Here is a 23,851-nt window from a genome sequence, read left to right as displayed (position 1 = left end):
CGCCGTCAGGCCGGCGCGCGCGCTCCTGCGTTCTCGAAGAGGATGTTGTTTTCCAGGTGGATGTGCGCCATCAGGTCTTCCTTGAACTGGCGAATGCCCAGGTAAAGCGCGCGCCAGGTATTGCAGGCCGCACGCGGCAGGGTCACGTTGTTGGTCAGCGCCATCAGGCGTTCGAGCGCCACGCCGTGGTCGTCGTGTTCCGTGCGCATGACCATGATCGGCATGGTGGCCATGGCGCCGTGGCCGCGCGCCAGCATCGGGAACAGCACCTGTTCCTCTTTCTGCATGTGGCTTTCCAGTTCCTGCTGCATGGCGCGCAGGTGATCGGCCAGGCCCGCCGGGCAGTCCGGGCTGTCGGCGTGGACCTGTTCCACCTTCAGGGCCAGGCGGATGAGTTCCGGCAGTTGCTGGCGGTGGACCTCGTGGTACCGCGCCAGGATGTGATCGACCAGCTCGGCCGGTGAAGCGAGCCCCCAGTCCGTTTCCTGCGAGGGGTTCTGCGCCAGGGCGACCAGGCGCGCCTCGATCTGCGCGGGATCCAGCGAACGCTGGGCTGCCGCCTCGGCCAGGCTTTTCTTGCCGCCACAGCAGAAGTCCAGTTCGAATTCGTGAAACACCTGGGTGGCGCCGGGAATGCTGCGGGCCAATTGGCCCAGGGATTGCTCAACCATGCTCATCGCGTCTCTCCATAGATCATGACGGTGCCTCTCTACTTGCGAAAACCGTGCCAGGAAAAACTTGCGATTTATCAATCACCTGCGTTTTAAAGGGTAGATATCACCCTATAGCGGTAGGGTTCTATTCACCTTGCAACGGTAGAATTCACCCATGCAAAGTCTCCTGCTTGCCGACCTCGTCGCGGACCTGCCACCCGCCATTCGTCTACAGCGTCTGGTCTCCAGCCTTCGAACGCATTTCCGCTGCGGCGCCGTCGCGCTGCTGCAGCTCGAAGAAGATCACCTGCGTCCCATCGCGGTGGACGGCCTGACGCAGGACGCCCTGGGCCGCCGCTTCGCCGTGCAGCAGCATCCGCGGCTGGCGGCCATCCTGGCGCGGCGCGGCGTCACCTGCTTTCACCACGACAGCACCCTGCCCGATCCCTACGACGGACTCATCAACGGCATGGCCGGCGAACCGCTGCCCGTGCACGACTGCATGGGCACCAGCCTGCACATCGAAGGCAAGACCTGGGGTGTGCTGACGCTGGACGCGCTGGAGGTCGGCACGTTCGACATGGAGGCGCAGGCCGATCTGCGCGACTACATCGTGCTGCTCGAAGCCGCGCTGCGCACCACCCGCCTGGAGGCCGAGATCCGCGCCCTGCGCGTGGCGCGCGGGCAGGCGCCGGCGGACAGCGCCGCACCCGCCGCCAGCGAGATCCTGGGCCAGAGCGAGTCCATTGCCCGCCTGCTGCACGAGATCGAAGTCGTCGCCGATTCGGAATTGCCGATTCTGCTGCTGGGCGAGACGGGCGTGGGCAAGGAATTGTTTGCGCGCCGGGTGCACGGGCTGTCGCGCCGCCGCGACCGGCCGCTGGTGCACGTGAACTGCGCCGCGCTGCCCGAGTCCCTGGCCGAAAGCGAATTGTTCGGCCACGCAAAGGGCGCGTTTTCCGGCGCGGTGGCCGACCGGCCCGGCCGCTTTGAAGCTGCCAACGGCGGCACGCTGTTTCTGGATGAAGTTGGCGAACTGCCGCTGCTGGTGCAGGCCAAGCTGCTGCGCACCCTGCAGAACGGCGAGATCCAGCGCCTGGGCGACGACCGTCCGCGGACGGTGGACGTGCGCATCGTGGCGGCCACCAACCGCAGCCTGCGCGACCTGGTGCGCGCGGGTGATTTCCGCGCCGACCTCTACCACCGGCTGTCGGTCTATCCGATTCCCATCCCGCCCCTGCGCGATCGCGGCAACGACATCCTGCTGCTGGCCGGCCGCTACCTGGAACTGAACCGCGCGCGCCTCGGGCTGCGCAGCCTGCGGCTGTCGCCGGAGGCCGAGGAAATGATGCGCCGCTACCGCTGGCCCGGCAACGTGCGCGAACTTGAACACGTCATCAGCCGGGCGGCCATCAAGGCGGTCAGCCACGGCGCCAGCCGCAACGAAATCGTCACGCTGGGCGCCAAGCTGCTGGACCTGTCCGACGGCGATATGCCCGGCGCGCTGGAAGACGACGCGGATGACACACCTGTTCCGGATGCGCCGGCGCAGTCGCTACGCGACGCAGTGGACGCCTGTCAGCGGCAGGTCATCCGCCGGGCGCTGGACGCCCACGACGGCAATTGGGCCGTCGCCGCGCGCGCGCTGGATGTGGACCCGAGCAACCTGCACAAGCTGGCGCGGCGGCTGGGGTTAAAGGGCTGAAGCGTGGCGCCGCGTTCGGCGCAAATCAAGCAATCCGGGCGTGCGAATCGACCACCAGACGACCGTGGGTGATCGCGGCGTCGACCGCCATTCCGGGCGTGGCAACAAACCCGCCGGCAACGAAAAGCGGCACGGCATGGGGCTCGCCAAGCCGGTCCTGATCACCCGCCAGTTCCACTGCCACGGTGGCGGTGAAGGCCGGCCGATGCGCGCTCCCGACGGAAACCCGGGAGACGCTGGCGGTAAGCCGATAGCCCTTGTAGACCATATTGTTCTGATACATGGGACCTCCAATGTTTGGCGGCAGGCCTTGCGGCCCGCCACTCACAGCGCGCGGATCTGCGTCGCGTGAGGGCCCTTGGCGCCTTGCGCGGTCACATAGCTGACCCGCTGGTTTTCCAGGAGCACTTTGTGTCCGTCGCTGACGATCTGCGAGAAGTGGGCAAACAAATCCTTGCCGCCGTTCTCGGGCATGATGAAGCCAAATCCCTTGGCATCGTTGAACCACTTCACAATTCCGGTTTCCATTGACGCTTTCCTTTAAATGCGGACAGGCCGCGTAGCGAGGCCTGTCAAGGAAAGGATCGCGAACAATGAGGCGCCCCGCAAAGGGTGCAAGACCGGACGAAAATCACGATGCTCGAAAAGCTTCTGGACCACTATGGGTGCCCGGCCGGGGGAAGTCAACGCGCTTTGTGCTTATTGCGTAACCAATCAACTCAATCCAGGGGACGGCCGCGAAAAGCGCGTATGCTGGCCGCGTGGTGCTTGAAACGCGCGTTGCCTCGCCGTATCGCCATGAGGAGCAAGCCGTGATCAACCATCGCCAGAACGTCCCGCCCATCCCGCGCCCAGGCCAAGTCACCGCGTTGACCGCTGACGCCACGTGAGCCTGATCGGCAGGTCCATCGCCCGATTCGCCAAAGCGTGCGTGAAGCGCCTTCCCCCAGCGCCGCCCCCGTCCCGTGGCCCTGCCGTATCGGAACGCGATCCGCGCCACGCCGCGATTTCATCGCCCTGGCGGATCTACCGCATCTACGCCCGCCCTGGTCATCTGCTATTGCGCAACGAACAAGGCCAAATCCTGGATCTGGGCGTGATGAAAGGCGCCGAACCCAATCTCCGGTACCGGCTCTTTGCCCGGGACCTGCAAGGCAGGGGGTTCGCCACGCGCACGCAGTTGCTTGACGACATTGCGCGGCGCATCGAGGCCGGGGAAGTCAGCCAGGAACTGCAGGTCCTGCCCGCATGGGACAGGCCGCTGGGCGCAGATCTGGACCGGGGCACGCACACGGATGTGTCGATGAAATTCGCGCGCTAGCGCATTTGCCGCGCGCCCGCACGCGGCAGCAGCCATCAGCCCTTGGGCATCTCGCGCTTCAAGCAGGCATTGACCACCTCGGTCACGTTCTTGCTCAGCCTTTCGCTGTCCGGCGTTGCGCTTTTGGTCGCCAGCAGCTGGTCCAGCTGCTTGAATTCTTCATACGGCACGGATTTCTGCAAACCGTCGACCATGCAATTGCAATAACTGGCGGCCTTCGCGTCGACTTCCGGCGAGGCCTGGACCCGGGACTTGAAGCCCGCGACGCACGAGCTATAGGTCTCGCGCTGGACCTCGGGCGGATAGGCCTCTTTCTTGCCGCACGCGGCAAGCGCCGCCAGCGACAGCAATCCCACGCCCGCCGCAACCCGCAATGACGTTCCAGCCATGTGCCCCGCTCCTGATGAATTGAAAGCGGACCATTGTGGCATAGCCGAAACCCGCCATTGCGCCCCAGCCGCCGTGCTCAGCCCAAGCCCGCTGCGCAATCCAGGATGGCGCGCCGGAACTCGTGCATCAACGGCGACCAGGCGGTCCCCTGCCGCGAAATCAGCGCAATGGCGCGCGGCAGCGGCCGGCCCAGCGCCACAGGCAGCGCGACGACGTCCGCCTCAGCCTCCAGCGCGCTTTGCGGCAGCAGCGCCAGCAGGTCCGTCTGCGCCAGCAACGCCAGCGTGCCCTTGGAAAAGTGCTCGACTTCCAGCGCCGCGGCGGGCAACGGCAGGTTGCTTTCCGCGTACCGCGAATCCAGGGCCTTGCGGGCAATCGAGGAAGGCTTGGGAAGAATCCACCGCAGGTCCGCCAGATCGCGCAACGCCAACTTGCGGCGCGTGGCCAGCGGATGATGGCGGCTGGCCGCCACGCAAAGGCGGTCTTCCATGATCGGTTCATGGTGCAGGGTCGACGGCACGTCCGCATAAATGGGCGTCACCGCCAGGTCCAGCTTTCCGCTGGCGACCTGCTCGTTCAGGTCATCGGATAACCCCTGCGTCAACTGCACCCGCAGCGCCGGCCGGCGCGGCAGCAGGTGCCGCATCGCGGGCATCGCCACGCTGTCGACGGTGGCGCCCGTTACCCCCACGCGCAGCAATCCCGCCTGCCCCACGCGCAGTTCCGCCGCGTGACGCATGGCGTCCAGGTATTCGGCCCAGAGCCGCCTGGCATGTTCCAGGAACACCAGTCCGGCCGACGTCAGGCGCAGCCCCCGGCCACTGCGGTCCAGCAACGCAAGACCCGTATCGGCCTCCAGCCGCTGCAGCGACTTCGACAGCGCCGGCTGGCTGACGCCAAACGACGCCGCGGCGCGTTCCAGGTTGCCGTACTCGACGGCGGCCAGGAAGTACTCGATATCCCGCAGCGACAGATTCATAACCAAAGTTCATTCATTTGCGTACTTTCGGGAATATAACGGCCACCCTGCCCTCCTAGAATCCTGGGATCAACCCGAGCATTTACCGAGGCGAGAGCACAATGGAACACAAGCCGAACATCGTCTTGATCGTGGCCGACAATCTGGGATGGGGCGAACTTGGCTGCTACGGCGGCGGCGCCCTGCGCGGCGCACCCACCCCGAACATCGACCGGCTGGCCGCCGAGGGCCTGCTGCTGCAGAACTTCAACGTGGAAAGCGACTGCGTGCCCACGCGCTCGGCGCTGATGAGCGGCCGTCACCCCATCCGCACGGGCTGCCTGCAATCCGTGCCGCCCGGCCTGCCGCAAGGGCTTACGCGCGACGAGATCACGCTGGCGCAACAACTGTCGGGCCAGGGCTACGCCACCGCGCATTTCGGCAAATGGCATCTGGGCGACATCCCCGGCCGCTATCCCAGCGACCGCGGCTTTGACGAGTGGTACGGCATCCCTCGCACCACCGACGAAAGCCAGTTCACGTCGTCGATCGGCTTCGATCCCTCGGTGGCGGACATTCCGCACATCATGCAAGGCGAAGCCGGCGGGCCGTCGGAGAACGTCAAGGTCTACGATCTGGATACGCGGCGCGGCATCGACGCCGAACTGGTGGACCGGTCCATCGGTTTCATGCGCAAGCACGCCGAGGCGGCGCGCCCGTTCTTCCTGTATCTGCCGCTGGTGCATCTGCACTTTCCAACTCTGCCGCACCCCGACTTTGCCGGACGCACGGGCGCGGGCGACTTTGCGGACTCGATGGTCGAAATGGACCACCGCGTCGGCCAGATCGTGCAGGCCGTGGACGCGCTGAACCTGCGCGAGAACACCGTGTTCATCTTCTGCAGCGACAACGGCCCTGAATACCGCAAGCCGTACCGCGGCACGGCGGGCCCCTGGAGCGGCACCTACCATACCGCCATGGAAGGCAGCCTGCGCGTGCCCTTCATCATCCGCTGGCCCGGCCGCGTGCAGCCGGGACAGGTGTCCAACGAGATGGTCCACGTGACGGATCTGTACACCACGCTGTCCCGCATCGGCGGCGCCAGCATTCCGCAGGACCGGCCCATCGACGGCATCGACCAGACCGACTTCTTTACCGGCGCCAGCCCGAAATCGCTGCGCGAGGGATTCCTGTTCTACATCAAGGGCGACCTGCGCGCCGTGAAATGGCGCGACTGGAAGCTGCACTTCTACTGGGAGCCCGAGGTCAACGAGGGCAAGGGCAAACTGGAATCCCCGTATCTGTTCAATCTGATTCAGGACCCCAAGGAGGAAAGCGACATTCTCATCTTCAATACGTGGGTGCTCGGCCCCATCCTGAAAATGGTGCAGGCGTTCAACCAGTCGTGCGCCGAACATCCGAACACGCCGCCCGGCAAGCGGGATCCCGGCTGAGTGCAAGACGAATCACCGATAGCAGAAATCAAGGGGAAAACATGAAATTCGCTATCCAATGCTGCGCGATGCTCCTGAGCATCGCCCTGCCCGCCGCGGCCGCCACGGCGGCCGACAGCAATTCTCAATGGCCTGCCAAGCAGATCACGTGGGTGGTGGGCTTCGTGCCCGGCGGCACGGCGGACGTGCTGACCCGGATCGCGGCGCAGGAACTGGCGCGCCAGACCGGCCTGAATGTCATCGTGGAAAACCGTCCCGGCGCGTCGGGGGCGATCGCGCTTCAGCTGGTTGCGCGCAGCAAGGCCGCCGACGGCTATCTGATCACCGTGCCGGGCCCGCTCATCTACCCGACGCCGCAACCCGACATCGGCCGCGAGCTGGCCCCCGTGATGCTGATGGCGCAAGGCCCAATGGTCATCGTCGGCCCCGCCCGCAACGCCAAGAAAAGCCTGCAGGACGTGCTGGCCGATGCCCGCCGTCAGCCCGAAGCCTGGAGCTATGGCAGCTCGGGCAACGGCACCTCGCAGAACCTGGCGGGCGAGTTGCTGAATCAATACGCCGGCACCCGCATCGTGCATGTGCCGTACAAGGGCGGCGGCCAGGCGGTGGCGGACGTTGCCGGCGGACAGATCCCGCTGGCCATCCTGGGATCCGCGCCGGTCATGCCGCAGATCAAGTCCGGCGCACTGAAGGCTTACGCCGTGACGACGCCCTATCGCCTGGACAGCCTGCCCGACGTGCCCACGGTGGAGGAATCGGGCTTCAAGGGCTACGCCGCGACGCAATGGTTTTCGGTGGCGGCCAGCAATGCCATCACGAGCGACCAGCTTGAACCCATCAACGCAGCACTGCGCGCCGCGGTCGCCACGCCCGCGTTCAAGGCGGCGGTCGACAACGCCGGCATGCTGGCCGGCGGCGGCTCGCGGGAAGACCTGCTGAAGTTCATCCAGGCGGACAACGCCAAGTGGAAGGCCCTGCTCGACAGCGGCGCGGTGAAACTGGCGAACTAAGGGGCTGGCGAACTGCCGGGCTGGGCATCAGCTCATGTACACGCCGCCATTGATGGCGTAGTTGGCGCCGGTGACGAACGCCGCCTCGTCCGAGGCCAGCCACGCGCACAGCCCGGCCAGATCCTGCGCGGTGCCCAACCTGCCGACCGGCACGCTTTCGACGATGCGGTCCAGCAGCGCGGGCGGGAAGGCGCGGACGGTGTCGTCGGCGATGAAACCCGGCGACACCAGGTTCACCGTCACGCCGCGCGCCGCGACTTCCTGCGCGAGCGAACGGGTGAAGCCGATGACCGCGCCCTTGGCGGTCGCGTAGTTGATCTGGCCGATCTGGCCTTTTTCGGCCGCCACCGAGCCGATGTTGATGATCCGCCCCCAGCCTCGGTCCGCCATGCTGTCGACGACCTGCTTGGTGCTGTTAAAGAGCGTGTCCAGATTGCTGCGCAGAACGGCCGACCAGTCGGCGTGGCCCATCTGCCGAAAGCGCATGTCCAGCATGGAGCCGGCGTTGTTGACCAGCACGTCGATCTCGCCGACCTCGCGGCGGACCTTGGCGAACGCGGCCTCGGTCGAGGCCCAGTCGGTGGCGTCGCCTTCCGAGGCGATGAAGTCGTAACCCAGCGACTTCTGTTCCTTCAGCCAGTGGTCCTTGCGGGATGAGCGCGGACCGCAGCCGGCCACCACGCGATGGCCGGCGCGGTGCAGCGCCTGGCAGATCGCGGTGCCGGTATGGCCCATGCCGCTGGTGACGTACGCAATGCGCAAAGCCATGGTGCTTCCTTTGAATGTCGTGCGGCAGGCGCCGCGGGAATCAGGCGGCGGCGCCGACCAGCGGGAACAGGCCGAACGCGAGGGCGGCCGCCAGCATCACCAGGCAGACCATCGTGGCCCACTTGAGCGAATAGCGCTGGTGATCGCCGAATTCCACCCCGGCCAGGCCGACGAGCAGGTAGGTCGACGGCACGAGCGGGCTGAGCAGGTGGACGGGCTGGCCGATCAGCGAGGCGCGCGCCATTTCCACGGGCGAGATGCCGTAGCCCTGCGCCGCTTCGCTCAGGATGGGCAGCACGCCGAAGTAGAAGGCGTCGTTGGACATGAAGAACGTGAACGGCAGGCTGACCAGCGCGGTGATGCCCGCCAGGTACGGTCCCAGCGCGTCGGGAATCACGGCGAGCAGGCTCCGCGACATGGCTTCGACCATGCCGGTGCCCGACAGGATGCCGGTGAAGATGCCCGCCGCGAAGATCAGCGACACCACCGACAGCACGTTGCCGGCATGCTGCGCCACGCGGCGGCGCTGCTCGGCCAGGTTCGGGTAGTTGATGATGAGCGCAACCGCGAACGCAATCATGAACAGCACGGGCAGCGGCAACACGCCCAGCACCAGGCTCACCATCAGCGCCAGCGTCAGGCCCGCGTTCACCCACAGCAGCTTCGGACGGCGCAGGTCGTGATCCACTTCGATCTCGGGCAGGTTCTTGGGGCCGTCCTCGTCGTAACCGGCGTGCAGGGACGCGCCAGCGGGCAGCGACAGCACGCCAAGGCGGCGGCGCTCGCGCAGGCCCAGCAAGAACGCCAGGATCAGGATGGCCACGATCGCCACGCCCATCACCGGCACCAGCGGCACGAAGATGTCGCCCGCGTCCACATGCAGGGCGCTGGCCGCCCGCGCCGTCGGACCGCCCCACGGCGTCAGGTTCATGACGCCGCTGGCCAGCATCGCCAGGCAGGTCATGGACAGCGCGTTCATCTTCAGGCGCCGGTACAGCGGCAGCATCGATGCCACCACGATCATGTAGGTGGTCGACCCGTCCCCGTCGAGCGAGATCACCAGCGCCAGCACGGTCGTGCCCACCACGATCTTGAGCGGATCGCCCTTCACCGCGCGCAGGATGCGGCCGACGATGGGGTCGAACAGGCCCGCGTCGATCATCACGCCGAAATACAGGATGGCGAACATCAGCATCACGCCGGTCGGCGCGATTTTGCGGATGCCGTCCAGCATCATCTTGTCGATGCCGCCGCCAAAGCCGCCCAGCAGCGCAAAGATAATGGGGACAAGGATGAGGGCGACCAGCGGCGAAAGGCGCTTGGTCATGATCAGCGTCATGAACGTGATCACCATGCCGAAGCCAAGCAGGGTCAGAAGCATGAGGGTTATCTCCAGCTAGTCGTTGTTATGTGCTGCCTCCGGCGGGGGAAGCAGGATCGCAAGACTAGGAAGAAAAGCTGTCTGGAACCTGTCGTTTTTTGCTATGCGACAATCGCGCCATGCGCATTCTGGTAATCGAAGACGACGAGGATCTTTCCGACGCACTCGTGCGCCGGCTGCGCCGTCTTGGCCACGCGGTCGACAGCCAGAATGACGGCCTGAGCGCCGATGGCGTCCTGCAATACGAGACCTTCGATCTGGTCATCCTGGACATCGGCCTGCCTCGCATGTCGGGCTTTGACATCCTGCACCGGCTGCGCGACCGCGGCAGCAAGACGCCCGTGCTTGCGCTGACCGCGCGCATCGACATCGAGGACCGCGTTCATGCGCTGGATACCGGCGCGGACGACTACCTTGCCAAGCCTTTCGATTTCCGCGAACTGGAAGCCCGCTGCCGCGCGCTGCTGCGCCGTCCCAGTCCGCAGGCCACGGGCGTCCTGCGATTCGGCGACCTGGTCATCGACAGCGCCGCGCGGCAGGTGACGCTGGCGGGCCGGCGCATCGAGCTGCCCAAGCGCGAATTCAGCCTGCTGGAAATCCTGCTGGCCGGCATGAACCGCGCCGTCAGCAAATCGGAAATCGCGAACAAGCTGTTCGCCTTCGATGACGACGCCGCGCCCAACGCCATCGAGGTCTACATCGCGCGGCTGCGCCGCAAGCTGGAAGGCTCGCCGCTGCGCATCGAAACGCAGCGCGGCACCGGCTACCTGCTGACGGCCGCCGGCGGCGCGCAGGACGAGCCCCCTACCCCGCCGTCACCGTAGCGGTCCCGCGCCACCATGATCCGGCCGCGCCCCGAGCAGCCCCGCCGCATTTCCGTCCGCCGCCGGCTGCTGACCGTGCTGGGGATGCTGTTCGCGGCCGGGCTGGCTGCGATCTACCTGCTGCTGCGCGGCTACGCGCACCAGACCGCCGACACCACCTACGATCAATTGCTGCGCGCGTCCGTGCTGTCCATGTCCGACAGCCTGCAGCTCGTGCAGGGCGAGTGGCAGATGGACATGCCCTACGCGGCGCTTGCCCTGCTGGAGCAGGCGCCGCGCGATCGCGTGTTCTACCGGGTGGCCTCGGCGCGCGGCGCGCTGATTTCCGGTTACGGCGACCTGCCCGCGCCGTCCGCGCGCGGCAACGCCGACGCCAGCAAACCGCAGCTTTACGCGGCCGAATACCAAGGCGAACCGGTGCGCGTCGCGTGGATGGAACGCAAGGTGGCGGGCCCGCAAGAGACCGAAACCGCGATCATCCAGGTCGCCCAGACCCGCGAAGCGCGCAATGCGCTGGCCGAACGCATCCTGTGGCAAGGCACGCTGGCGCTGATCGGCTTTACCGCCGCCGCGCTGGCGCTGGCCTATTGGGGATTGCAGCGGTCGCTCTCGCCGATCCAGCGGGTCGAGCGCGAGCTGGCCGCCCGCTCGGCGTCGGACCTGCATCCCATCGCCGCGCCGGTGCCCGAAGAGCTGGACATGCTGGTCCAGTCGCTGGACGGCTTCATGGGCCGGCTGTCGGAAAACCTGGACACGCTGCGCCTGTTCATTGCCGAAGCCGCGCACCAGCTGCGCACGCCGCTGGCCGCGCTGCATGCGCAGATGGAGGTCGCGCTGGACGAGGACGATCCGGCCGAGCAGCGGCGCAGCTTGTTGGCCGTGCTGCGCAATGCCGAAAAGCTGTCGCGGCTGGTCAACCAGCTGCTCAGCGACGCCAGCGTCATCCATCGCAGCAACGTCAGGCAGTTCCAGCCCGTCGACGTGGCCGAGCTGCTGAGCCAGGCCGTCTACGACACGGTTCCGCAGGCCGATCCCCAGCCCGACGTCCGGCTGCACCTGCCGTCCCCTGGCGACGAAACGCCCCGCGTGCAGGGCGACAGCCTGATGCTGCGCGAAGCGTTCAAGAATCTGATCGACAACGCCTTGCGCCACGGCGCCAACGAGGACGGCCACATCGACGTTCGCCTGGAACGGCATGACGGCGGCTGGCGCATCACGGTGGCCGACGAGGGGCCGGGCATCCCGCCGGCGCTGGCCAACACCGCCTTCGAACGCTTTGCGCGCGGTCCCAATCCGCGCGCGCCCGGCGCTGGCCTGGGCCTGTCGATCATCAAGCGCGTCGTAGACATCCACGGCGGCACGCTCAGCCTGAGCAACCGCGTGGGCGGCGGGCTGGACGCCGTCATCACGTTGCCTGGAGGCCCCGGTCATGCGTGACGCCCTGACCTTCCTGCGCGGCCTGGCCGCAAGCGCCGCGCTGACGCTGGCCGCGATCGGCCACGCCGCCGAAGTCAGCGGCAATGGCCTGACCCTGGGTCCCGCCGACAGCAGCAACGTGCTGGTCGTGCATGCGTCGAACAGCGTGCGGGTGTTTCGCGGCGTGCTGGAAGACTTCAGCCGGCTCAACCCCTCCGTGCGGCTGGAGTACACCGAGCTATCCACGCAGGATCTCTACCGCGAGACCGTGGACCGCGCAGCGAGGTCGCCCGGCGTTCCGTCCGGGCCCGACATCGTCATAAGCAGCGCCATGGACCTGCAGACCAAGCTGGTCAACGACGGCTACGCGCGCATGCACCTATCGCCGCAGACGCGCGCCCTGCCCGGCTGGGCCAACTGGCGCGACGAGGTCTTCAGCATCGGCACCGACCCCATCGTCATGGTCTACAACACGCAGAAGCTTGACGCCGCGCGCGTGCCGCACACCCGCCGCGAACTGCTGTCGCTGCTGCAGGCGCCCGACCAGCCGCTGGCCGGCCGCATCTCCACGTACGACGTGCAGGGCAGCGGCATCGGCTATCTGGCGGCCACGCAGGACACGCGGCTCGACAGCATGGCCGGCGCCCTGCTTGCCGCCTTTGGCCGCAATGGCGTGTCCATCCACGAGTCCACCGAACATGCGCTGGACAAGCTGGAAAGCGGCGAGGTCACGCTGGCCTACAACCTGCTGGAATCCTATACGCGGCACCGCATCGACAACGGCGCGCCGCTTGCGATCATCTACCCGCAGGACTACACGCTGATGCTGTCGCGTTCAGCCATCATTCCGCGTCAGGCGCCGCGCGGCGACCTGGGCGCGCTGTTCCTGGACTACCTGTTGTCGGCGCGCGGCCAGGACGCGCTGGCCCGGGAATCCGGCATGCGCCCGGTCAGCGCGTCGGTCGTGCCAGCGGCCGGCGTCCGGCCGGTGGCGTTGGGCGTGGGACTGCTGGTGTACCTGGACCCGCTCAAGAAACGCCACTTCCTGGACCTGTGGCGCGCGGCGATCTTCCCGCCGCGCTGATGCCGCGCTCGATGGCGTGCGGCGGCCGCAGGTTCAATGCGGGCTGGCCGTCGGGCGCACCACCACTTCGCTGACGTCCACGTCGTCCGGTTGTTCGATGGCGTAGGCAATGGCGCGGGCGATGGCGTCCGGGTGCAGGGCGACGCGGCGGAACGACTGCATCGCCACGCGCGCGGTGTCGTCGGTGATGGTGTCGGCCAGTTCGGATTCGACGACGCCGGGGCAGACCACCGTCACGCGGATCTTACTGGTCTCCTGGCGCAGGCCATCCGAAATCGCGCGCACCGCGAATTTGGTCGCGCAGTACACAGCGGCCGTCGGCGACACGCTCAGGCCGCCGATGGAAGACACGTTGATCACCTGGCCGTGCCCCTGGCGTTCCATGCCCGGCAGCACCGCGGCGATGCCGTGCAGCACGCCGCGGATGTTCACGTCGATCATGCGGTCCCACTCGTCCACCTTCAGCGAGGACAAGGGCGACAGCGGCATGACGCCCGCGTTGTTGACAATCACGTCCACTTGCCCGAAAGCTGCCTCTGCACCGCGCACGAAGGCTTGCATGTCTTCGGCGGATGTGACGTCCAGCGCGCGAAACGCCGCCGTGCCGCCCCTTGCCCGAATCTCTTGCACCAGCGTTTCCAGCCGATCCGTGCGCCGCGCGCCCACATACACGCGGTGGCCTTGGGCGGCCAGCAACCGCGCCGCCGCCTCGCCGATCCCGCTGCTGGCGCCGGTGATCAGCACTACTTTGGATTGCCGTTCTTGCATCGAAGTCATGGTCGTTCTCCAGGTTGTTTTCCGTGACTGAAATGCTACGGACCCGGCCGCCCAGCGCGAATACCCGCGTCTATCGCACCCTTGCCTATTTCTATCGCCCGCCATGTTCCCGCCGGGACGACGCCGGTAGAATGTGCCGCACCGGAACCGAAACACGGGATGCCCCCATGACGCTGCCGTCCAGTCCGCAGTCGCGCGAAATGATTGCCCTCATCGAACGCCTGGCGCCCAACGAGGGCTACAGCCTGTCCGCGCTGGACGGGGTGCGCTTCATGCGCTCGGACCGCCCGCTCGGCCGCACGCCGGTCCTGTACGAGCCCGGCATCGTCATCGTCTGCCAGGGCCGCAAGCTCGGCTTCCTGGGCGATGAGGTCTACGTGTACGACGCGCAGCACTATCTGGTGCTGTCCGTTCCCCTGCCCTTTTCCACCGAAACGCAGGCCAGCCGCGAAGAGCCCTTGCTGGCCGTGTCCATCCGGATGGACCTGACGACCGTGGCGGACCTGGTGGTGGCGATCGACGCGCTTGCCGGTGGGCGCTCGGGCGATGCCCAGTCCGGCGACGCGCCACTGGGCATTGCTTCCACCCCGTTGTCGATGGAACTGGCCAACGCCACCGTGCGACTGCTGCGTGCGTTGTGCAATCCGCTCGATGCCGAGATCCTGGGCCCGGCGCTCGTGCGCGAGATCTGCTTTCGCGTCCTCACCGGCGCACAAGGCGGCGCCCTGCGCGCCGCGCTGGCGCACCCGGGCCGCTTCGGCCGCGTCGCCCGGGCGCTGCGGCGCATCCATACGGACTTTTCCCAGCCGCTGGACGTGACGCACCTGGCGCAGGAAGCCGGCATGAGCGTGCCGGCCTTCCATGTCAATTTCAAGGCGGTCACGCAGACCTCGCCGATCCAGTACATCAAGTCCACGCGCCTGCATCACGCGCGGCTCATGATGATCCGCGACGGCCTGACGGCGGCGTCGGCCTCGGCGCGCGTGGGTTACGAGAGTGCCTCGCAGTTCAGCCGCGAGTTCAAGCGCTTTTTCGGCCGCACGCCCATCGAGGAAGTGCGCGACATGAAGGCCTCGTTCGCGCTGTCGCCCGCGGCCGCCATCGGAGATTTCGCGTCCCGGCATTGAGACGGGCGCTGCGCCGCATCGTGTAGCATTCGGCGCAATTGCCGCAATCTTCACGCCTCAGGATGTCCGACGTATCCCGCCCCATTGGCCTGCATCACAAGACCGCCCAAGCGATCCAGGACGAAACGCTGGCCGCCATCCACCGCTGGTTCGACGCGCTGCAAGCGCGCGACGACATCGATGCCATCGTGGCCCGCACGCCGCTGCAGGTCGGCATCCACAGCGAGATCTTGCTGGAATACGAGCCCTCGCGCATCGTGTTCGACGTCATGCCCAGTTGGGAGCCCGACGACCAGGACGGCCTGCATGCCGAAGGGCGCAACGGGCCGCTCAGCCCCGACGCGGTGCACACGTCGCTGGCGCCCGTGCTGCGCGAGGCCGTGCGCGAACGCATCGCCCGGCTGGCCGGCACGCCCCATCTTGACCACCACTTCCGTTTTCGCGCGCAGTTCCCGACCACCGAGGGCCGGCTGCGCCTGACGCTGGTGGATCACACCGACGCGGTCAAGCAACAGACGCTGCGCGATCGCGTGACGCAATATGTGGACCAGGCGGTGCTGAACGGCAGCCATCCCACCGACCGCCTGCACGTCAGCCTGCTGTGCCGCCACCTGCTGGATGAGCGCCTTTTCCCGCACCCGGACCATTCCTGGCTGATCGCCGTCTTCACGCGCTTGCTGGCACTGAACGCAGGGCAGGAATCGCTGGCCGAACAACGCGGCTCGATCATTCACGCGCTTCGCAGCTGGGCCGAGGCGCAATATCTACCGCGCTACTTCGACGTTTCGCAAGACGTCTTCCGCCAGAACACCTACTCGCCCAAGCCTGGCGCCGCGCTGGATCCCGACGACCGCGGCATCGACCTGCTGCTTTACGCCGCCACGCTGATCCTGCGTCACGAACCCGGCTATGCGCGCCCTACCGGCCTGACGTTTCTGGAGCTTGCCCGCGACCTGGGCAGCGCGCGCGCCGGCGCGATGCTGGCCAGCGGCAGCGGCGCATTGGCGCCCGAGCTCACGCGCCTGTCGACCGACCTTGCGGACTGCGCCGCCAACGACGTGCTGGCCACGGTGACCATCGCCATCCGGCAGGAATCGCCGGCAGCCTATGTGCAGGCGCTGGACTTCCTGTCGGCCCTGCTGCGCGCGGGTTTCCCGCCCGGCTACCGTGTCGCGTTAAAGAGTCAGGCGCGTCACTATCTGCCCGTCAAGGGCCTGGCCAAGTCCGACACGCATCGCTTCTTTGCCAACGCCGCGCAGCACCCCGCGACGCACGACGCACTGGCGGCCTATGCGCACGCCGCCATCCAACCCTACGAGTGGTACGCCGACGCGGAGGCCGAAAAGGCGTGTCTGTCCGGCACGTATGCAGCCTTTGCCCTGGGGCTGGCCGGCCGCCGCCATTTTGCGCTGCTGCGTCACTACATGGACCTGGTGGATGACGAGCACCAGTCCGTGCAGGACCGCTACACCACCGTGTTTCTCGAGCAGCACGGCCTGACGCCGGACACCCTGGCCACCGCCATCGCCTGCCTGCGCGTTTGCACCGATGCCTTCAAGCTGCCCGCGAAATTTGCGCTCGAAGACGCAGAGACGCTGGACCTGCTGGCCGCCGCGCTTGCCGAGCTGCCCGAGCACGACAGGGCCCCGGTGCGCGAACGGCTCTTCGGGTCGGACAAGAAACTTGCCGCGTTGGCGCGCAAGGCCGACGGCCCGCACAAGGCGCGGCTGCTGCGGCTGCTGGAAGGCTAGACGGCACGGCATGGGCGCGTCTGCGCAAGGCGGTTGAATTAGCCCGGTATCGCCGCATCAACGCGGCATTTGCCGCGTGAAAATGCGCGGCAAAATGCGCCTTGCGCGCAAGTTTGCGACGATAATCGGCGCTGGGCCCACCGCCATTGCCAACCTGATATGCGCGGCGCGCCCGCCGCTTTGATCCGCAGCAGCGGTGCGCCGCCCCCTTGCCGGCCGGCGCCACCTACAACCATCTGTGACACGTAGCAGCGTTTACGTCTGAACCAGAGTTGGAGGCACGCCATGCCCGATCATCGAATCGCCTTGCGCCGCGCCGTCGAGGCCGTGGACCATCTGACCGATCCCGAGCCGCCGTGGCGCGACATCCTGGGCACGGCCCGCGATCTGGTCGGAGCCGACAGCGGAACGCTCATCGTGTTCGACGCCAGGAACAAGCTGTTGACGCTGTCCGCCATCGGTTTCTCCGACGCGTGCGCGTCGGACTACCAAGCGCATTTCTACAGCTGCGACATCCTTGAGCAGGACGGGCGCCATGCCCCGGCCGGCACGTGGCTGGACACCGCGCGGATGTACGACGCCGCCCAGTTGCACCGCACCGAGTTCTACGCGGACTTCATGGTCCGGCATCGCATGGCGCAACTGCTGTCGCTCATCATCGAATCGAACACCGTCCTGCACGCGGCGATCGGCTTTCAACGTTCGTCCGTGGATGCAAAGGCCGGCGACCGGCTGCAATCCGGCGACTTTGGCCGGTACTTTCGCGTGCTGCGTCATCAGCTGTCGCAGCGCGAGCGCAATCGCGCCATCGGCTGGAAGTCGCTGGAAAGCGCATTTTCAGAAGTCCACGAAGCGGTGCTGCTCATCAGCGTGGATTGCATCGTCGACAAGCTGTCGCCGTTGGCGGTGGGGTTCCTGGACGACGTCAATGGCTGGACCCTGCATGGCCGCAGGCTGCGCCACGCAGATGCCAAGGTGCAGCGGCTGTTCGACGCGCACTGCGCCGCGGTGGCGCGCGACGGCCAGATGCGGTCGATGGCCACCGCGTCGGGGTGGGGGGAACTCTTCTGGGTCGACATCAGCGCGGCGCCGCCCGCGCTCAGCCTCATCGGCGGCCGGATGCTGCTGATGCGCATGCGCAAGAAGAGCGCCTTTGCAATGCCGGACGTCACCAAGCTGCAATCGGTGTTCTCCATCACGCATGCCGAGGCCGCGGTGCTGGCGGGACTGGCGGCGGGCCATAGCGTCGAGGAGGTTGCCACCCTGCGTCATGCCTCCGTCCTGACGGTGCGCAAACAGGTGGCGTCGCTGCTGACCAAGATGGAGTGCAGCCGGCAATCGGAACTGGTCCGGCTGGCCTCGCTGCTGTAGCGCAAGGACGACGCGGCGTACTCAATCTTGAGTATGTGGTCTGCACCCATGCGGTCCTACGATGAGCACGAAGGCATGAGCACCGGGCGGGCACGTGTCCGCCGGATGCCTTCCCCCGGCCTGCGCCGGCCTCATCCAAAAGCCTTTGCGCGAGAGAGCCCGAGCCCAGATCCGGCGCCCCTGTTCGTCACCAGGAGTTCCCACATGAAGCCCCTACTTCCCTTACGCGCCCTCGTTCCGGCCGCGCTGGCGGCTTTTGCCCTGCTGTCCGGCCCTGCCGGTGCGCAACCCGCGGCCTCCGCCCCCGCCACGGCCGCGCCGCCGTCCAACTACACCCCTACCCGCGCTGAGGTCGAACGCGATCTTGCGGAGTGGAAGGAATCAGGCGTCGAAGCCCAATGGGCCGGCGAAGAAACCCCTAACATCAACAGCCCGACCTATATCGCCGACTACCAGAAGTACGTCAGTTCGGTGCGCGGCGGCGACATGGCCCAACAACCCGCCAGCCAGACGGGATCGCAGCGCCGTTGGTGATTGCCGCGGCGCGTGGCCCGACTCTGCGGGTTGGGCCACCCCGATGTCGTGACGAAAAATGTCATCACACCGCGCACGTCCAGGCGGGGCGGCCGGCCGGCAGCGCGTCCCCGGCGAACGGCTTGCGCCAAGGCGTTACAAGTCCTGCCAGAATTAATCAAATAAAACACTTCTCCCCGCGCTTCTGCTTTAGTTCTAGCCGTTGCATGGTGTTGCGTTTGGCGCGGCTGCCTGCGTCTTGCGTACCGCCGGCATAGAAAAGATCAATAACCCGGAGGAGAAGTCTATGCGTACGTTCAAGCGCAGGGCCGCCGCATTGCTGGCAAGCGGCCTGATCGCAGTGCTGGCGGGCTGCGCCTCGCCAGGCGGCAAGAAGGAAACGATCGCCATGGCGGGGCTGTCGCAGCCCGTGGAAATCGTCAGGGACAAGCACGGCGTGTCCCACATCTACGCCAAGAATCAGGCCGACCTGTTTTTTGCCCAGGGCTTTTCCGCGGCGCGCGACCGCCTGTGGCAGTTGGACCTGTGGCGCCGCCAGGGCGAAGGCAAGATGGCCGAACAGTTCGGCCCGCGCTTCATCGAGCAGGACCGCGCGGCGCGGCTTTTCCGCTACCGGGGCGACATGCAGGCGGAATTCGCCAGCTACCACCCCGACGGCCAGGCCATCCTCACGGCGTTCGCCAATGGCATCAACGCCTACGTGAACTGGGTCAAGGCCAATCCCGAACAGATGCCGCCGGAGTTCAAGCTGACCGGCACCGAGCCCGGCTACTGGAGCCCGGAGACCTCGCTGATCCGCATCTACGGGCTGACGCGCAACGTCAGCGAGGAAGTGCGGATGTCCGAGCGGATCGCCGCACTGGGGCTGAATGCCGTGCAGGGGCTGACCACCTTCGAGCCGCCCCTGGCGTTGCAGGTGCCCGCCGGCCTGGACGTGCGCCAGATCAACAAGTCCGTGCTCGCCACCTACCGGCTGGCGCGCGACGGGCAGAAGTTCGAGGCGGGCGACTTCCCGCGCAGCCCGCTCGCCGCCGACGAACGGGCCAAGCTGGCCAGCGCCTTGTCCGAGGGCAGGCTTGCCTCGCTGGACCCGGCCTTCGACCCGCTGGCGCCGCGCTATGAAAGCAACAACTGGACGCTGAGCGGCGAGCGCACCGCGACCGGCAAGCCCATTCTGGCGGGCGACCCGCACCGGTCCATCACCATGCCGTCGCTGCGCTACATGGTTCACCTGAATGCGCCGGGCTGGAACGTGATCGGCGCGGGCGAACCGGCGTTGCCCGGCGTCTCGATGGGACACAACGACCGCATCGCGTTCGGCCTGACCATCTTCGCCTTCGGCGACGAGGAAGACCTCTACGTCTACGACACCAACCCCGCCAACCCCAGCGAATACCGCTACCAGGGCGGCTGGGAAAAGATGCGCCAGATCGACGAGACCATTGCCGTGCGCGGCGCCTCGCCTGCAACGCGCAGCCTGAAATTCACGCGCCACGGGCCGGTCATCCATGAAGACCCGGTGCGGCGCAAGGCCTACGCCCTGCGCGCCGCCTATCTGGAATTTCCGGGGACGGCGGCCTACCTGGCCAGCCTTCGCCTGAATCAGGCGCAGAACTGGAACGAGTTCGTGGCGGGCATGGAAAAGCACTACACGCCCAGCGAGAACATGGTGTACGCCGACGTGGACGGCAACATCGGCTGGTTCGGCGGCAGCATCGCGCCGATCCGTCCGCGCAATGACTGGTCCGGCATGCTGCCCGTGCCCGGCAATGGCGACTTCGAATGGCGGGGCGTGCTGCCCGGCAGTTCCCTGCCGCGCGTCTTCAATCCGCCCGAAGGCTATGTCGCCACGGCCAATGAGTACAACCTGCCCGCCAACTACCCGTATAAGGACATGTCGGCGCGCACGTGGGCCGAACCCTTCCGCGTGCAGCGCATCCGCGAAGTGGTGGCCGACGGCCGGGGCCTGACCGTGCAGCAATCCCAGGACTTGCAGTTCGACAACCTGTCGATCCCGGCCCGCACGCTGGGCGGTTACGCCAAGTCGTTGAACTCGGCGGACCCAAACGTCGGCGCGGCGCTGAGCCTCTTGAAGGACTGGGATTACCGCATGGAGACCGACTCGCGGGCGGCGACCGTGTACGCGTTCTGGCTGCCCGAAGTCGTCAAGCGCGTGACCGACCTGTACGTGCCGGCTAACGGACGCGCGGCATTCGGCGACCTCTCCACCCGCCGGACACTGGAAAAGCTGGCCACGCCCGACACCGCTTTCGGCCCCCGGCCTGAACAGGGCCGCGACGCCCTGCTGTTGCAGGCGCTGGCCGACGGCCTGACGAAGCTCACCGCCAAGATGGGGCCGGATTCGACACAGTGGCAGTGGGGCAAGCTGCACCACATCCAGTTCGATCACAGCCTGGCCAGCCTCCTGCCGCCCGACACGGCCAAGGCTTGGGCCACGCCGCGCTATCCGGTGGGCGGCGACAACGACACCGTGCACCGCGCGACGTTCCGCAAGAGCGACTTCCGCCAGACCAGCGGCGCGTCGTACCGCCAGGTGATCGACGTGGCCGACTGGGACAACTCGCGCGTGCAGAACGTGCCGGGCCAATCGGCGGATCCGCGCAGCCCGCACTACCAGGATCTGCTCAAGGGCTGGGCGACGGGCGAGTATTTCCCCATGGCGTTCAGCCGCGCCAAGGTGGACAGCCAGCGCTCGGATACGTTGACGCTGCAGCCTTCGGGCCAGTGAGCTGACATCCCGGCTTTTGATCGGGCTGCTTGCTTGGTACGGTGTCTGACACCCGTCTGAGATGGTCGTCAGCTTGCGGCGGCGTCTCAATGGGTGTCAGACACCTTGGCCACGATCCGCCGGACTCAAACGGCGCCTGTACCCTTGATGTTTGTCATTTCCCGCCGCCATCCGGCGGCGGAGAATACCGCCATGACCCTCTATCCCGTGCTGCTCATCCTGCACGTGCTTGCCGCCTTCCTGTTCGTCGGCACCGTCGCTTTCGAGGTGCTCTTCCTGGAACCGGTGCACCGGCGCCTGCCGCCGGACGTGCGCAAGGCGCTGGGCAGCCAGCTTGGGCCCCGGGTGCGTTCGGTGGTGCCCTGGTCGGTCCTGGTGCTGTACCTGGCGGGGTTGGGGCTGGCCTGGCAGCATCGCGGCGCGCTTGCCGCGCCGCTGGCCTCATCGTTTGGGCTGTTGCTGACCGTGAAGATCCTGCTGGCCGTCAGCGTGCTGGTTCACGTCGTGACGGCGTTGGTGCTGGCGCGCCGGCGCAAGCTCACCGGCGCGCTGCAAAGCAGGCTGCACACCAGCGTGTTCTGTCACATGGTCGCCATTGTCGTGCTGGCCAAGGCGATGTTCTACATCACCTGGTGACCACGCGTTGACGGTTATCGCTTCGCCGCCTTGCCCGACGCGTCCTGCTCGACCACCATGTCCAGCACGTAGACCTTGGACGGCGCATCGGCGGGCGGATTCTTCCAGTCATAGCGCTTGACGCGCAGCACGGTGCGCACGCCGTCCTGGTGCTCGAATCCCTCGATCGACTGATACAGCGGCTGCCATTTGTCCGGCGCGGGCAAGGCGATGCCCGCGTCGTTGAATTTACGCTCGCGCACCATCAGGCACTGGTAGTGCGGAATCATCGGATGGCTGCACTCGGCACGCTTGGCCGCCACTTCCAGAAACATGATCTGGCCCGTGCTGCCATACAGGGTTTCGGGCGTCGGTTCGCCGATGAACGTCAGGACGCTGCCGTCCTGCGCGGCCAGTTCCAAGGCGGGCTCGGCCTTGTCGCCCGACAGCGTCACGCGCAATTGCCCTTTGAGGCGCTGGGCGATTTCCGCATCGAGCTGCATCAGGCTTTGTTCGCACGCCTTCATCGTGGAGGCCAGGTTCGCGATGGTCAGCACGCCATTCTTGTACGTGTACCCGCCGAACTGCGCGTTGCAGCCGCCGCGGACATTGACCCCGTCCTCCTTGAAGGTCAGCCGCACCTGATGTTCGACCCCCTTTTGCAGCGCGGCGATGGCCTTGCCCGCGGGATCGGTGGCGGCGGTCAGGCGCCAGTGGTAGGCGGTGAGGCCGGCTTGGGTGGCGGCTGACGTGGCGGCGGAATCAGGCATGGCGGACGATCCTTCACGGGGAGAGGTCGCGGGCGCGCAGGCAGACAGCAGCGCGGCGCAAACGGATGCAAGAAGGAGGGTTTTTTTCATGATTGGTTCCTGTCAGCCGCGGGCCGGAAAGAAAAGCGGCATTCTACGTCCGTGGTGCGGACGAAATGGCCAGCGCGCCGGCCATACCGTTTCCAAATCTTGCGAGCGCGGCGCGCGAATTACAGTCTGACACTTTAGTCTGCCGTCCGCGCCGCCGCGGGCGTCTGCGCGCGCTACTTTCCGCCGGGATATGCGGGACTGGCCAGGCAGGCCTGCGCCCATTCGTAGTCGTCGGTATCGAAGATCTCGCCGTCGATCTTTGGCAGCGGCTTGTCGGCATACGCGAAATCGGGCTTTGCCGGCGACCGGTTCCAATGGGTCTTGCCATTGCCGTCGCTGCACGCCTCGTCGGCGCTGCTGAACGAGCACGACGCGATGACCTTGGGCTTGCCGTTCTCGACGTTGGCCACGTAGCGCTTCGTGTAGACGCCGCCGGACGCCCAGTACTCGTCGATCGTGCAGACGCGGTCCTTGTTCTGGTAATGGCGGGTGGCAAAGCAGGCGTAGTTGTTGTAGTCGGGCGGCAGCACGTCGCACGACGACGCGAAGCCGGCAAACGGGCCGCCGGTGAACTGCGCCCGGAATTTGCGCTGTTCCAGCGCCCGCGCGATCAGGACCGGGGTGTCGGACCCCTTGGCCTTTTCCTTGAACTGGGCGCTACGCGCAAGAATCAGGCTGCGCGCCGCCTGTGCGGGGGTCTTGCCGTCGGGCAGCAGGTCGGGCGACTCGATCAATCTTTCCAGTGCGTTGTCGCGCGCCGCCAGCCAACGCTTCTGGCCCTCGACCAGCATCGTGCGGATCTCGGCATCGGGCGCGGATTTCAACAGTGCGCTGTAGCTGCGGTTCAATTCCGCGTCGGCGGATACCGCGCCGCGGTCGGCGCAGATCAGCTTCTCGACGCCGGTGGCGGCCTTCTTGCAATCGATGGCCAGCGCAGGCGCGGACAACGCGAACAAGCCAGCCAGGGACAGCAACCGTAGTGCGGGAATTCCAGGTCTCATCGGATTCTTCTCGGGTTCGCTGGCGGTTGAACAGCGTGCCATTCTGGCATGAAACCGGGGACGCCTTGAAAACGGCAAGCCCGCCGTCCGCCCTGGTCTTGG

23 protein-coding genes are annotated in these 23,851 nt (G+C 66.7%); 13 read left to right on the top strand and 10 right to left on the bottom strand.

The window, feature by feature from the left end; all coding sequences use genetic code 11:
• Positions 1 to 5: 5 nt before the first annotated feature.
• Positions 6 to 677, bottom strand: coding sequence for an iron-sulfur cluster repair protein YtfE (gene ytfE / locus V6V88_RS05780; RefSeq protein ID WP_056321654.1), 672 nt, complete (start codon positions 675 to 677; stop codon positions 6 to 8).
• Between the two features lie 151 nt (positions 678 to 828).
• On the opposite strand from ytfE, the gene norR reads away from it, so the two are divergent.
• Positions 829 to 2,358 (top strand): nitric oxide reductase transcriptional regulator NorR, encoded by a 1,530-nt coding sequence (norR, locus tag V6V88_RS05775; protein ID WP_338618322.1) that lies wholly within the window; start codon positions 829 to 831, stop codon positions 2,356 to 2,358.
• Positions 2,359 to 2,383: 25 nt separating this feature from the next.
• Here norR and V6V88_RS05770 read toward each other — a convergent pair whose 3' ends face one another.
• Both V6V88_RS05770 and V6V88_RS05765 read right to left on the bottom strand, forming a co-directional pair.
• Positions 2,384 to 2,641: a hypothetical protein gene (locus V6V88_RS05770; protein WP_062840487.1), complete on the bottom strand. Its 258-nt coding sequence runs from the start codon at positions 2,639 to 2,641 to the stop codon at positions 2,384 to 2,386.
• Between the two features lie 41 nt (positions 2,642 to 2,682).
• A complete protein-coding gene (locus V6V88_RS05765) occupies positions 2,683 to 2,886 on the bottom strand; it encodes a cold-shock protein (RefSeq protein WP_108005367.1) in 204 nt (67 codons plus the stop codon).
• 358 nt (positions 2,887 to 3,244) lie between these two features.
• Between V6V88_RS05765 and V6V88_RS05760 the strand changes: the two genes are divergently transcribed.
• On the top strand, positions 3,245 to 3,679 hold the full coding sequence (locus tag V6V88_RS05760; protein WP_062840485.1) for a hypothetical protein: 435 nt from the start codon (positions 3,245 to 3,247) through the stop codon (positions 3,677 to 3,679).
• Between the two features lie 35 nt (positions 3,680 to 3,714).
• Here the strand turns inward: V6V88_RS05760 and V6V88_RS05755 are convergent, their stop codons facing one another.
• Together V6V88_RS05755 and V6V88_RS05750 are read right to left on the bottom strand one after the other, a co-directional pair.
• Complete coding sequence (locus V6V88_RS05755; RefSeq protein WP_062840484.1) at positions 3,715 to 4,068, bottom strand: hypothetical protein; 354 nt, start codon at positions 4,066 to 4,068, stop codon at positions 3,715 to 3,717.
• A 77-nt stretch (positions 4,069 to 4,145) separates the two neighbouring features.
• Complete coding sequence (locus V6V88_RS05750) at positions 4,146 to 5,048, bottom strand: LysR family transcriptional regulator (protein ID WP_338618315.1); 903 nt, start codon at positions 5,046 to 5,048, stop codon at positions 4,146 to 4,148.
• A 101-nt stretch (positions 5,049 to 5,149) separates the two neighbouring features.
• Here V6V88_RS05750 and V6V88_RS05745 point away from each other — a divergent pair, with 101 nt between their 5' ends.
• Positions 5,150 to 6,481 (top strand): arylsulfatase, encoded by a 1,332-nt coding sequence (locus V6V88_RS05745; protein ID WP_223574514.1) that lies wholly within the window; start codon positions 5,150 to 5,152, stop codon positions 6,479 to 6,481.
• A gap of 41 nt (positions 6,482 to 6,522) precedes the next feature.
• A complete protein-coding gene (locus tag V6V88_RS05740) occupies positions 6,523 to 7,491 on the top strand; it encodes a tripartite tricarboxylate transporter substrate binding protein (protein ID WP_062840481.1) in 969 nt (322 codons plus the stop codon).
• 27 nt (positions 7,492 to 7,518) lie between these two features.
• On the opposite strand, the gene V6V88_RS05735 is transcribed toward V6V88_RS05740, so the two are convergent.
• Both V6V88_RS05735 and V6V88_RS05730 read right to left on the bottom strand, forming a co-directional pair.
• The gene (locus V6V88_RS05735; protein ID WP_056321629.1) at positions 7,519 to 8,259 is read right to left on the bottom strand and encodes an SDR family oxidoreductase; all 741 of its coding nucleotides are present in this window, start codon (positions 8,257 to 8,259) and stop codon (positions 7,519 to 7,521) included.
• 40 nt (positions 8,260 to 8,299) lie between these two features.
• Entirely contained in the window at positions 8,300 to 9,640 is a 1,341-nt protein-coding gene (locus V6V88_RS05730) for a CitMHS family transporter (RefSeq protein WP_223574512.1), read from the bottom strand.
• A gap of 119 nt (positions 9,641 to 9,759) precedes the next feature.
• Between V6V88_RS05730 and V6V88_RS05725 the strand changes: the two genes are divergently transcribed.
• The 3 genes from V6V88_RS05725 to V6V88_RS05715 are packed head-to-tail and all read left to right on the top strand — an operon-like array spanning position 9,760 to position 12,964.
• On the top strand, positions 9,760 to 10,464 hold the full coding sequence (locus V6V88_RS05725; protein ID WP_056321624.1) for a response regulator transcription factor: 705 nt from the start codon (positions 9,760 to 9,762) through the stop codon (positions 10,462 to 10,464).
• 15 nt (positions 10,465 to 10,479) lie between these two features.
• Positions 10,480 to 11,901, top strand: coding sequence for a sensor histidine kinase N-terminal domain-containing protein (locus V6V88_RS05720; protein WP_338618305.1), 1,422 nt, complete (start codon positions 10,480 to 10,482; stop codon positions 11,899 to 11,901).
• Complete coding sequence (locus V6V88_RS05715) at positions 11,894 to 12,964, top strand: ABC transporter substrate-binding protein (protein WP_338618300.1); 1,071 nt, start codon at positions 11,894 to 11,896, stop codon at positions 12,962 to 12,964. The genes V6V88_RS05720 and V6V88_RS05715 overlap by 8 nt, the downstream gene beginning before the upstream one ends.
• 33 nt (positions 12,965 to 12,997) lie before the next feature.
• Here V6V88_RS05715 and V6V88_RS05710 read toward each other — a convergent pair whose 3' ends face one another.
• A complete protein-coding gene (locus V6V88_RS05710; RefSeq protein WP_338619551.1) occupies positions 12,998 to 13,732 on the bottom strand; it encodes an SDR family oxidoreductase in 735 nt (244 codons plus the stop codon).
• A gap of 176 nt (positions 13,733 to 13,908) precedes the next feature.
• Between V6V88_RS05710 and V6V88_RS05705 the strand changes: the two genes are divergently transcribed.
• From V6V88_RS05705 to V6V88_RS05680, 6 genes are all read left to right on the top strand, one after another.
• Positions 13,909 to 14,868 (top strand): AraC family transcriptional regulator, encoded by a 960-nt coding sequence (locus V6V88_RS05705; protein ID WP_338618298.1) that lies wholly within the window; start codon positions 13,909 to 13,911, stop codon positions 14,866 to 14,868.
• A 62-nt stretch (positions 14,869 to 14,930) separates the two neighbouring features.
• The gene (locus tag V6V88_RS05700) at positions 14,931 to 16,619 is read left to right on the top strand and encodes a DUF6138 family protein (RefSeq protein WP_338618296.1); all 1,689 of its coding nucleotides are present in this window, start codon (positions 14,931 to 14,933) and stop codon (positions 16,617 to 16,619) included.
• A 285-nt stretch (positions 16,620 to 16,904) separates the two neighbouring features.
• On the top strand, positions 16,905 to 17,990 hold the full coding sequence (locus V6V88_RS05695; protein ID WP_180098989.1) for a LuxR C-terminal-related transcriptional regulator: 1,086 nt from the start codon (positions 16,905 to 16,907) through the stop codon (positions 17,988 to 17,990).
• A 204-nt stretch (positions 17,991 to 18,194) separates the two neighbouring features.
• Positions 18,195 to 18,524 (top strand): DUF4148 domain-containing protein, encoded by a 330-nt coding sequence (locus V6V88_RS05690; RefSeq protein ID WP_062840473.1) that lies wholly within the window; start codon positions 18,195 to 18,197, stop codon positions 18,522 to 18,524.
• Positions 18,525 to 18,810: 286 nt separating this feature from the next.
• Complete coding sequence (locus V6V88_RS05685; RefSeq protein ID WP_223574502.1) at positions 18,811 to 21,273, top strand: penicillin acylase family protein; 2,463 nt, start codon at positions 18,811 to 18,813, stop codon at positions 21,271 to 21,273.
• 192 nt (positions 21,274 to 21,465) lie between these two features.
• On the top strand, positions 21,466 to 21,909 hold the full coding sequence (locus tag V6V88_RS05680; protein WP_338618289.1) for a hypothetical protein: 444 nt from the start codon (positions 21,466 to 21,468) through the stop codon (positions 21,907 to 21,909).
• Between the two features lie 14 nt (positions 21,910 to 21,923).
• Here V6V88_RS05680 and V6V88_RS05675 read toward each other — a convergent pair whose 3' ends face one another.
• Positions 21,924 to 22,658, bottom strand: a complete 735-nt coding sequence (locus V6V88_RS05675; RefSeq protein ID WP_223574500.1) for an META and DUF4377 domain-containing protein — start codon at positions 22,656 to 22,658, stop codon at positions 21,924 to 21,926.
• Positions 22,659 to 22,921: 263 nt separating this feature from the next.
• Positions 22,922 to 23,749: a lysozyme inhibitor LprI family protein gene (locus V6V88_RS05670; protein ID WP_223574498.1), complete on the bottom strand. Its 828-nt coding sequence runs from the start codon at positions 23,747 to 23,749 to the stop codon at positions 22,922 to 22,924.
• Positions 23,750 to 23,851 lie beyond the last annotated feature (102 nt).

Origin of the sequence: Achromobacter sp. E1 (genome assembly GCF_037039475.1) — a bacterium.
GTDB classification, from domain to species: domain Bacteria; phylum Pseudomonadota; class Gammaproteobacteria; order Burkholderiales; family Burkholderiaceae_B; genus Achromobacter; species Achromobacter mucicolens.
Note: the sequence above shows the minus strand (reverse complement) of the source record. Positions and strands in the feature narration are given on the sequence as shown.

What these genes read in the sequence shown, in the direction of transcription:
- V6V88_RS05670 (WP_223574498.1), bottom strand. Translation starts at nt 23,749, where the DNA reads ATGAGACCTGGAATTCCCGCACTACGGTTGCTGTCCCTGGCTGGCTTG.
- V6V88_RS05765 (WP_108005367.1), bottom strand. Translation starts at nt 2,886, where the DNA reads ATGGAAACCGGAATTGTGAAGTGGTTCAACGATGCCAAGGGATTTGGC.
- V6V88_RS05690 (WP_062840473.1), top strand. Translation starts at nt 18,195, where the DNA reads ATGAAGCCCCTACTTCCCTTACGCGCCCTCGTTCCGGCCGCGCTGGCG.
- V6V88_RS05735 (WP_056321629.1), bottom strand. Translation starts at nt 8,259, where the DNA reads ATGGCTTTGCGCATTGCGTACGTCACCAGCGGCATGGGCCATACCGGC.
- V6V88_RS05705 (WP_338618298.1), top strand. Translation starts at nt 13,909, where the DNA reads ATGACGCTGCCGTCCAGTCCGCAGTCGCGCGAAATGATTGCCCTCATC.
- V6V88_RS05770 (WP_062840487.1), bottom strand. Translation starts at nt 2,641, where the DNA reads ATGTATCAGAACAATATGGTCTACAAGGGCTATCGGCTTACCGCCAGC.
- V6V88_RS05700 (WP_338618296.1), top strand. Translation starts at nt 14,931, where the DNA reads ATGTCCGACGTATCCCGCCCCATTGGCCTGCATCACAAGACCGCCCAA.
- V6V88_RS05680 (WP_338618289.1), top strand. Translation starts at nt 21,466, where the DNA reads ATGACCCTCTATCCCGTGCTGCTCATCCTGCACGTGCTTGCCGCCTTC.
- V6V88_RS05750 (WP_338618315.1), bottom strand. Translation starts at nt 5,048, where the DNA reads ATGAATCTGTCGCTGCGGGATATCGAGTACTTCCTGGCCGCCGTCGAG.
- V6V88_RS05685 (WP_223574502.1), top strand. Translation starts at nt 18,811, where the DNA reads ATGCGTACGTTCAAGCGCAGGGCCGCCGCATTGCTGGCAAGCGGCCTG.
- V6V88_RS05755 (WP_062840484.1), bottom strand. Translation starts at nt 4,068, where the DNA reads ATGGCTGGAACGTCATTGCGGGTTGCGGCGGGCGTGGGATTGCTGTCG.
- V6V88_RS05730 (WP_223574512.1), bottom strand. Translation starts at nt 9,640, where the DNA reads ATGCTTCTGACCCTGCTTGGCTTCGGCATGGTGATCACGTTCATGACG.
- V6V88_RS05715 (WP_338618300.1), top strand. Translation starts at nt 11,894, where the DNA reads ATGCGTGACGCCCTGACCTTCCTGCGCGGCCTGGCCGCAAGCGCCGCG.
- V6V88_RS05710 (WP_338619551.1), bottom strand. Translation starts at nt 13,732, where the DNA reads ATGCAAGAACGGCAATCCAAAGTAGTGCTGATCACCGGCGCCAGCAGC.
- V6V88_RS05725 (WP_056321624.1), top strand. Translation starts at nt 9,760, where the DNA reads ATGCGCATTCTGGTAATCGAAGACGACGAGGATCTTTCCGACGCACTC.
- V6V88_RS05740 (WP_062840481.1), top strand. Translation starts at nt 6,523, where the DNA reads ATGAAATTCGCTATCCAATGCTGCGCGATGCTCCTGAGCATCGCCCTG.
- V6V88_RS05745 (WP_223574514.1), top strand. Translation starts at nt 5,150, where the DNA reads ATGGAACACAAGCCGAACATCGTCTTGATCGTGGCCGACAATCTGGGA.
- V6V88_RS05675 (WP_223574500.1), bottom strand. Translation starts at nt 22,658, where the DNA reads ATGCCTGATTCCGCCGCCACGTCAGCCGCCACCCAAGCCGGCCTCACC.
- V6V88_RS05720 (WP_338618305.1), top strand. Translation starts at nt 10,480, where the DNA reads ATGATCCGGCCGCGCCCCGAGCAGCCCCGCCGCATTTCCGTCCGCCGC.
- ytfE (WP_056321654.1), bottom strand. Translation starts at nt 677, where the DNA reads ATGAGCATGGTTGAGCAATCCCTGGGCCAATTGGCCCGCAGCATTCCC.
- norR (WP_338618322.1), top strand. Translation starts at nt 829, where the DNA reads ATGCAAAGTCTCCTGCTTGCCGACCTCGTCGCGGACCTGCCACCCGCC.
- V6V88_RS05695 (WP_180098989.1), top strand. Translation starts at nt 16,905, where the DNA reads ATGCCCGATCATCGAATCGCCTTGCGCCGCGCCGTCGAGGCCGTGGAC.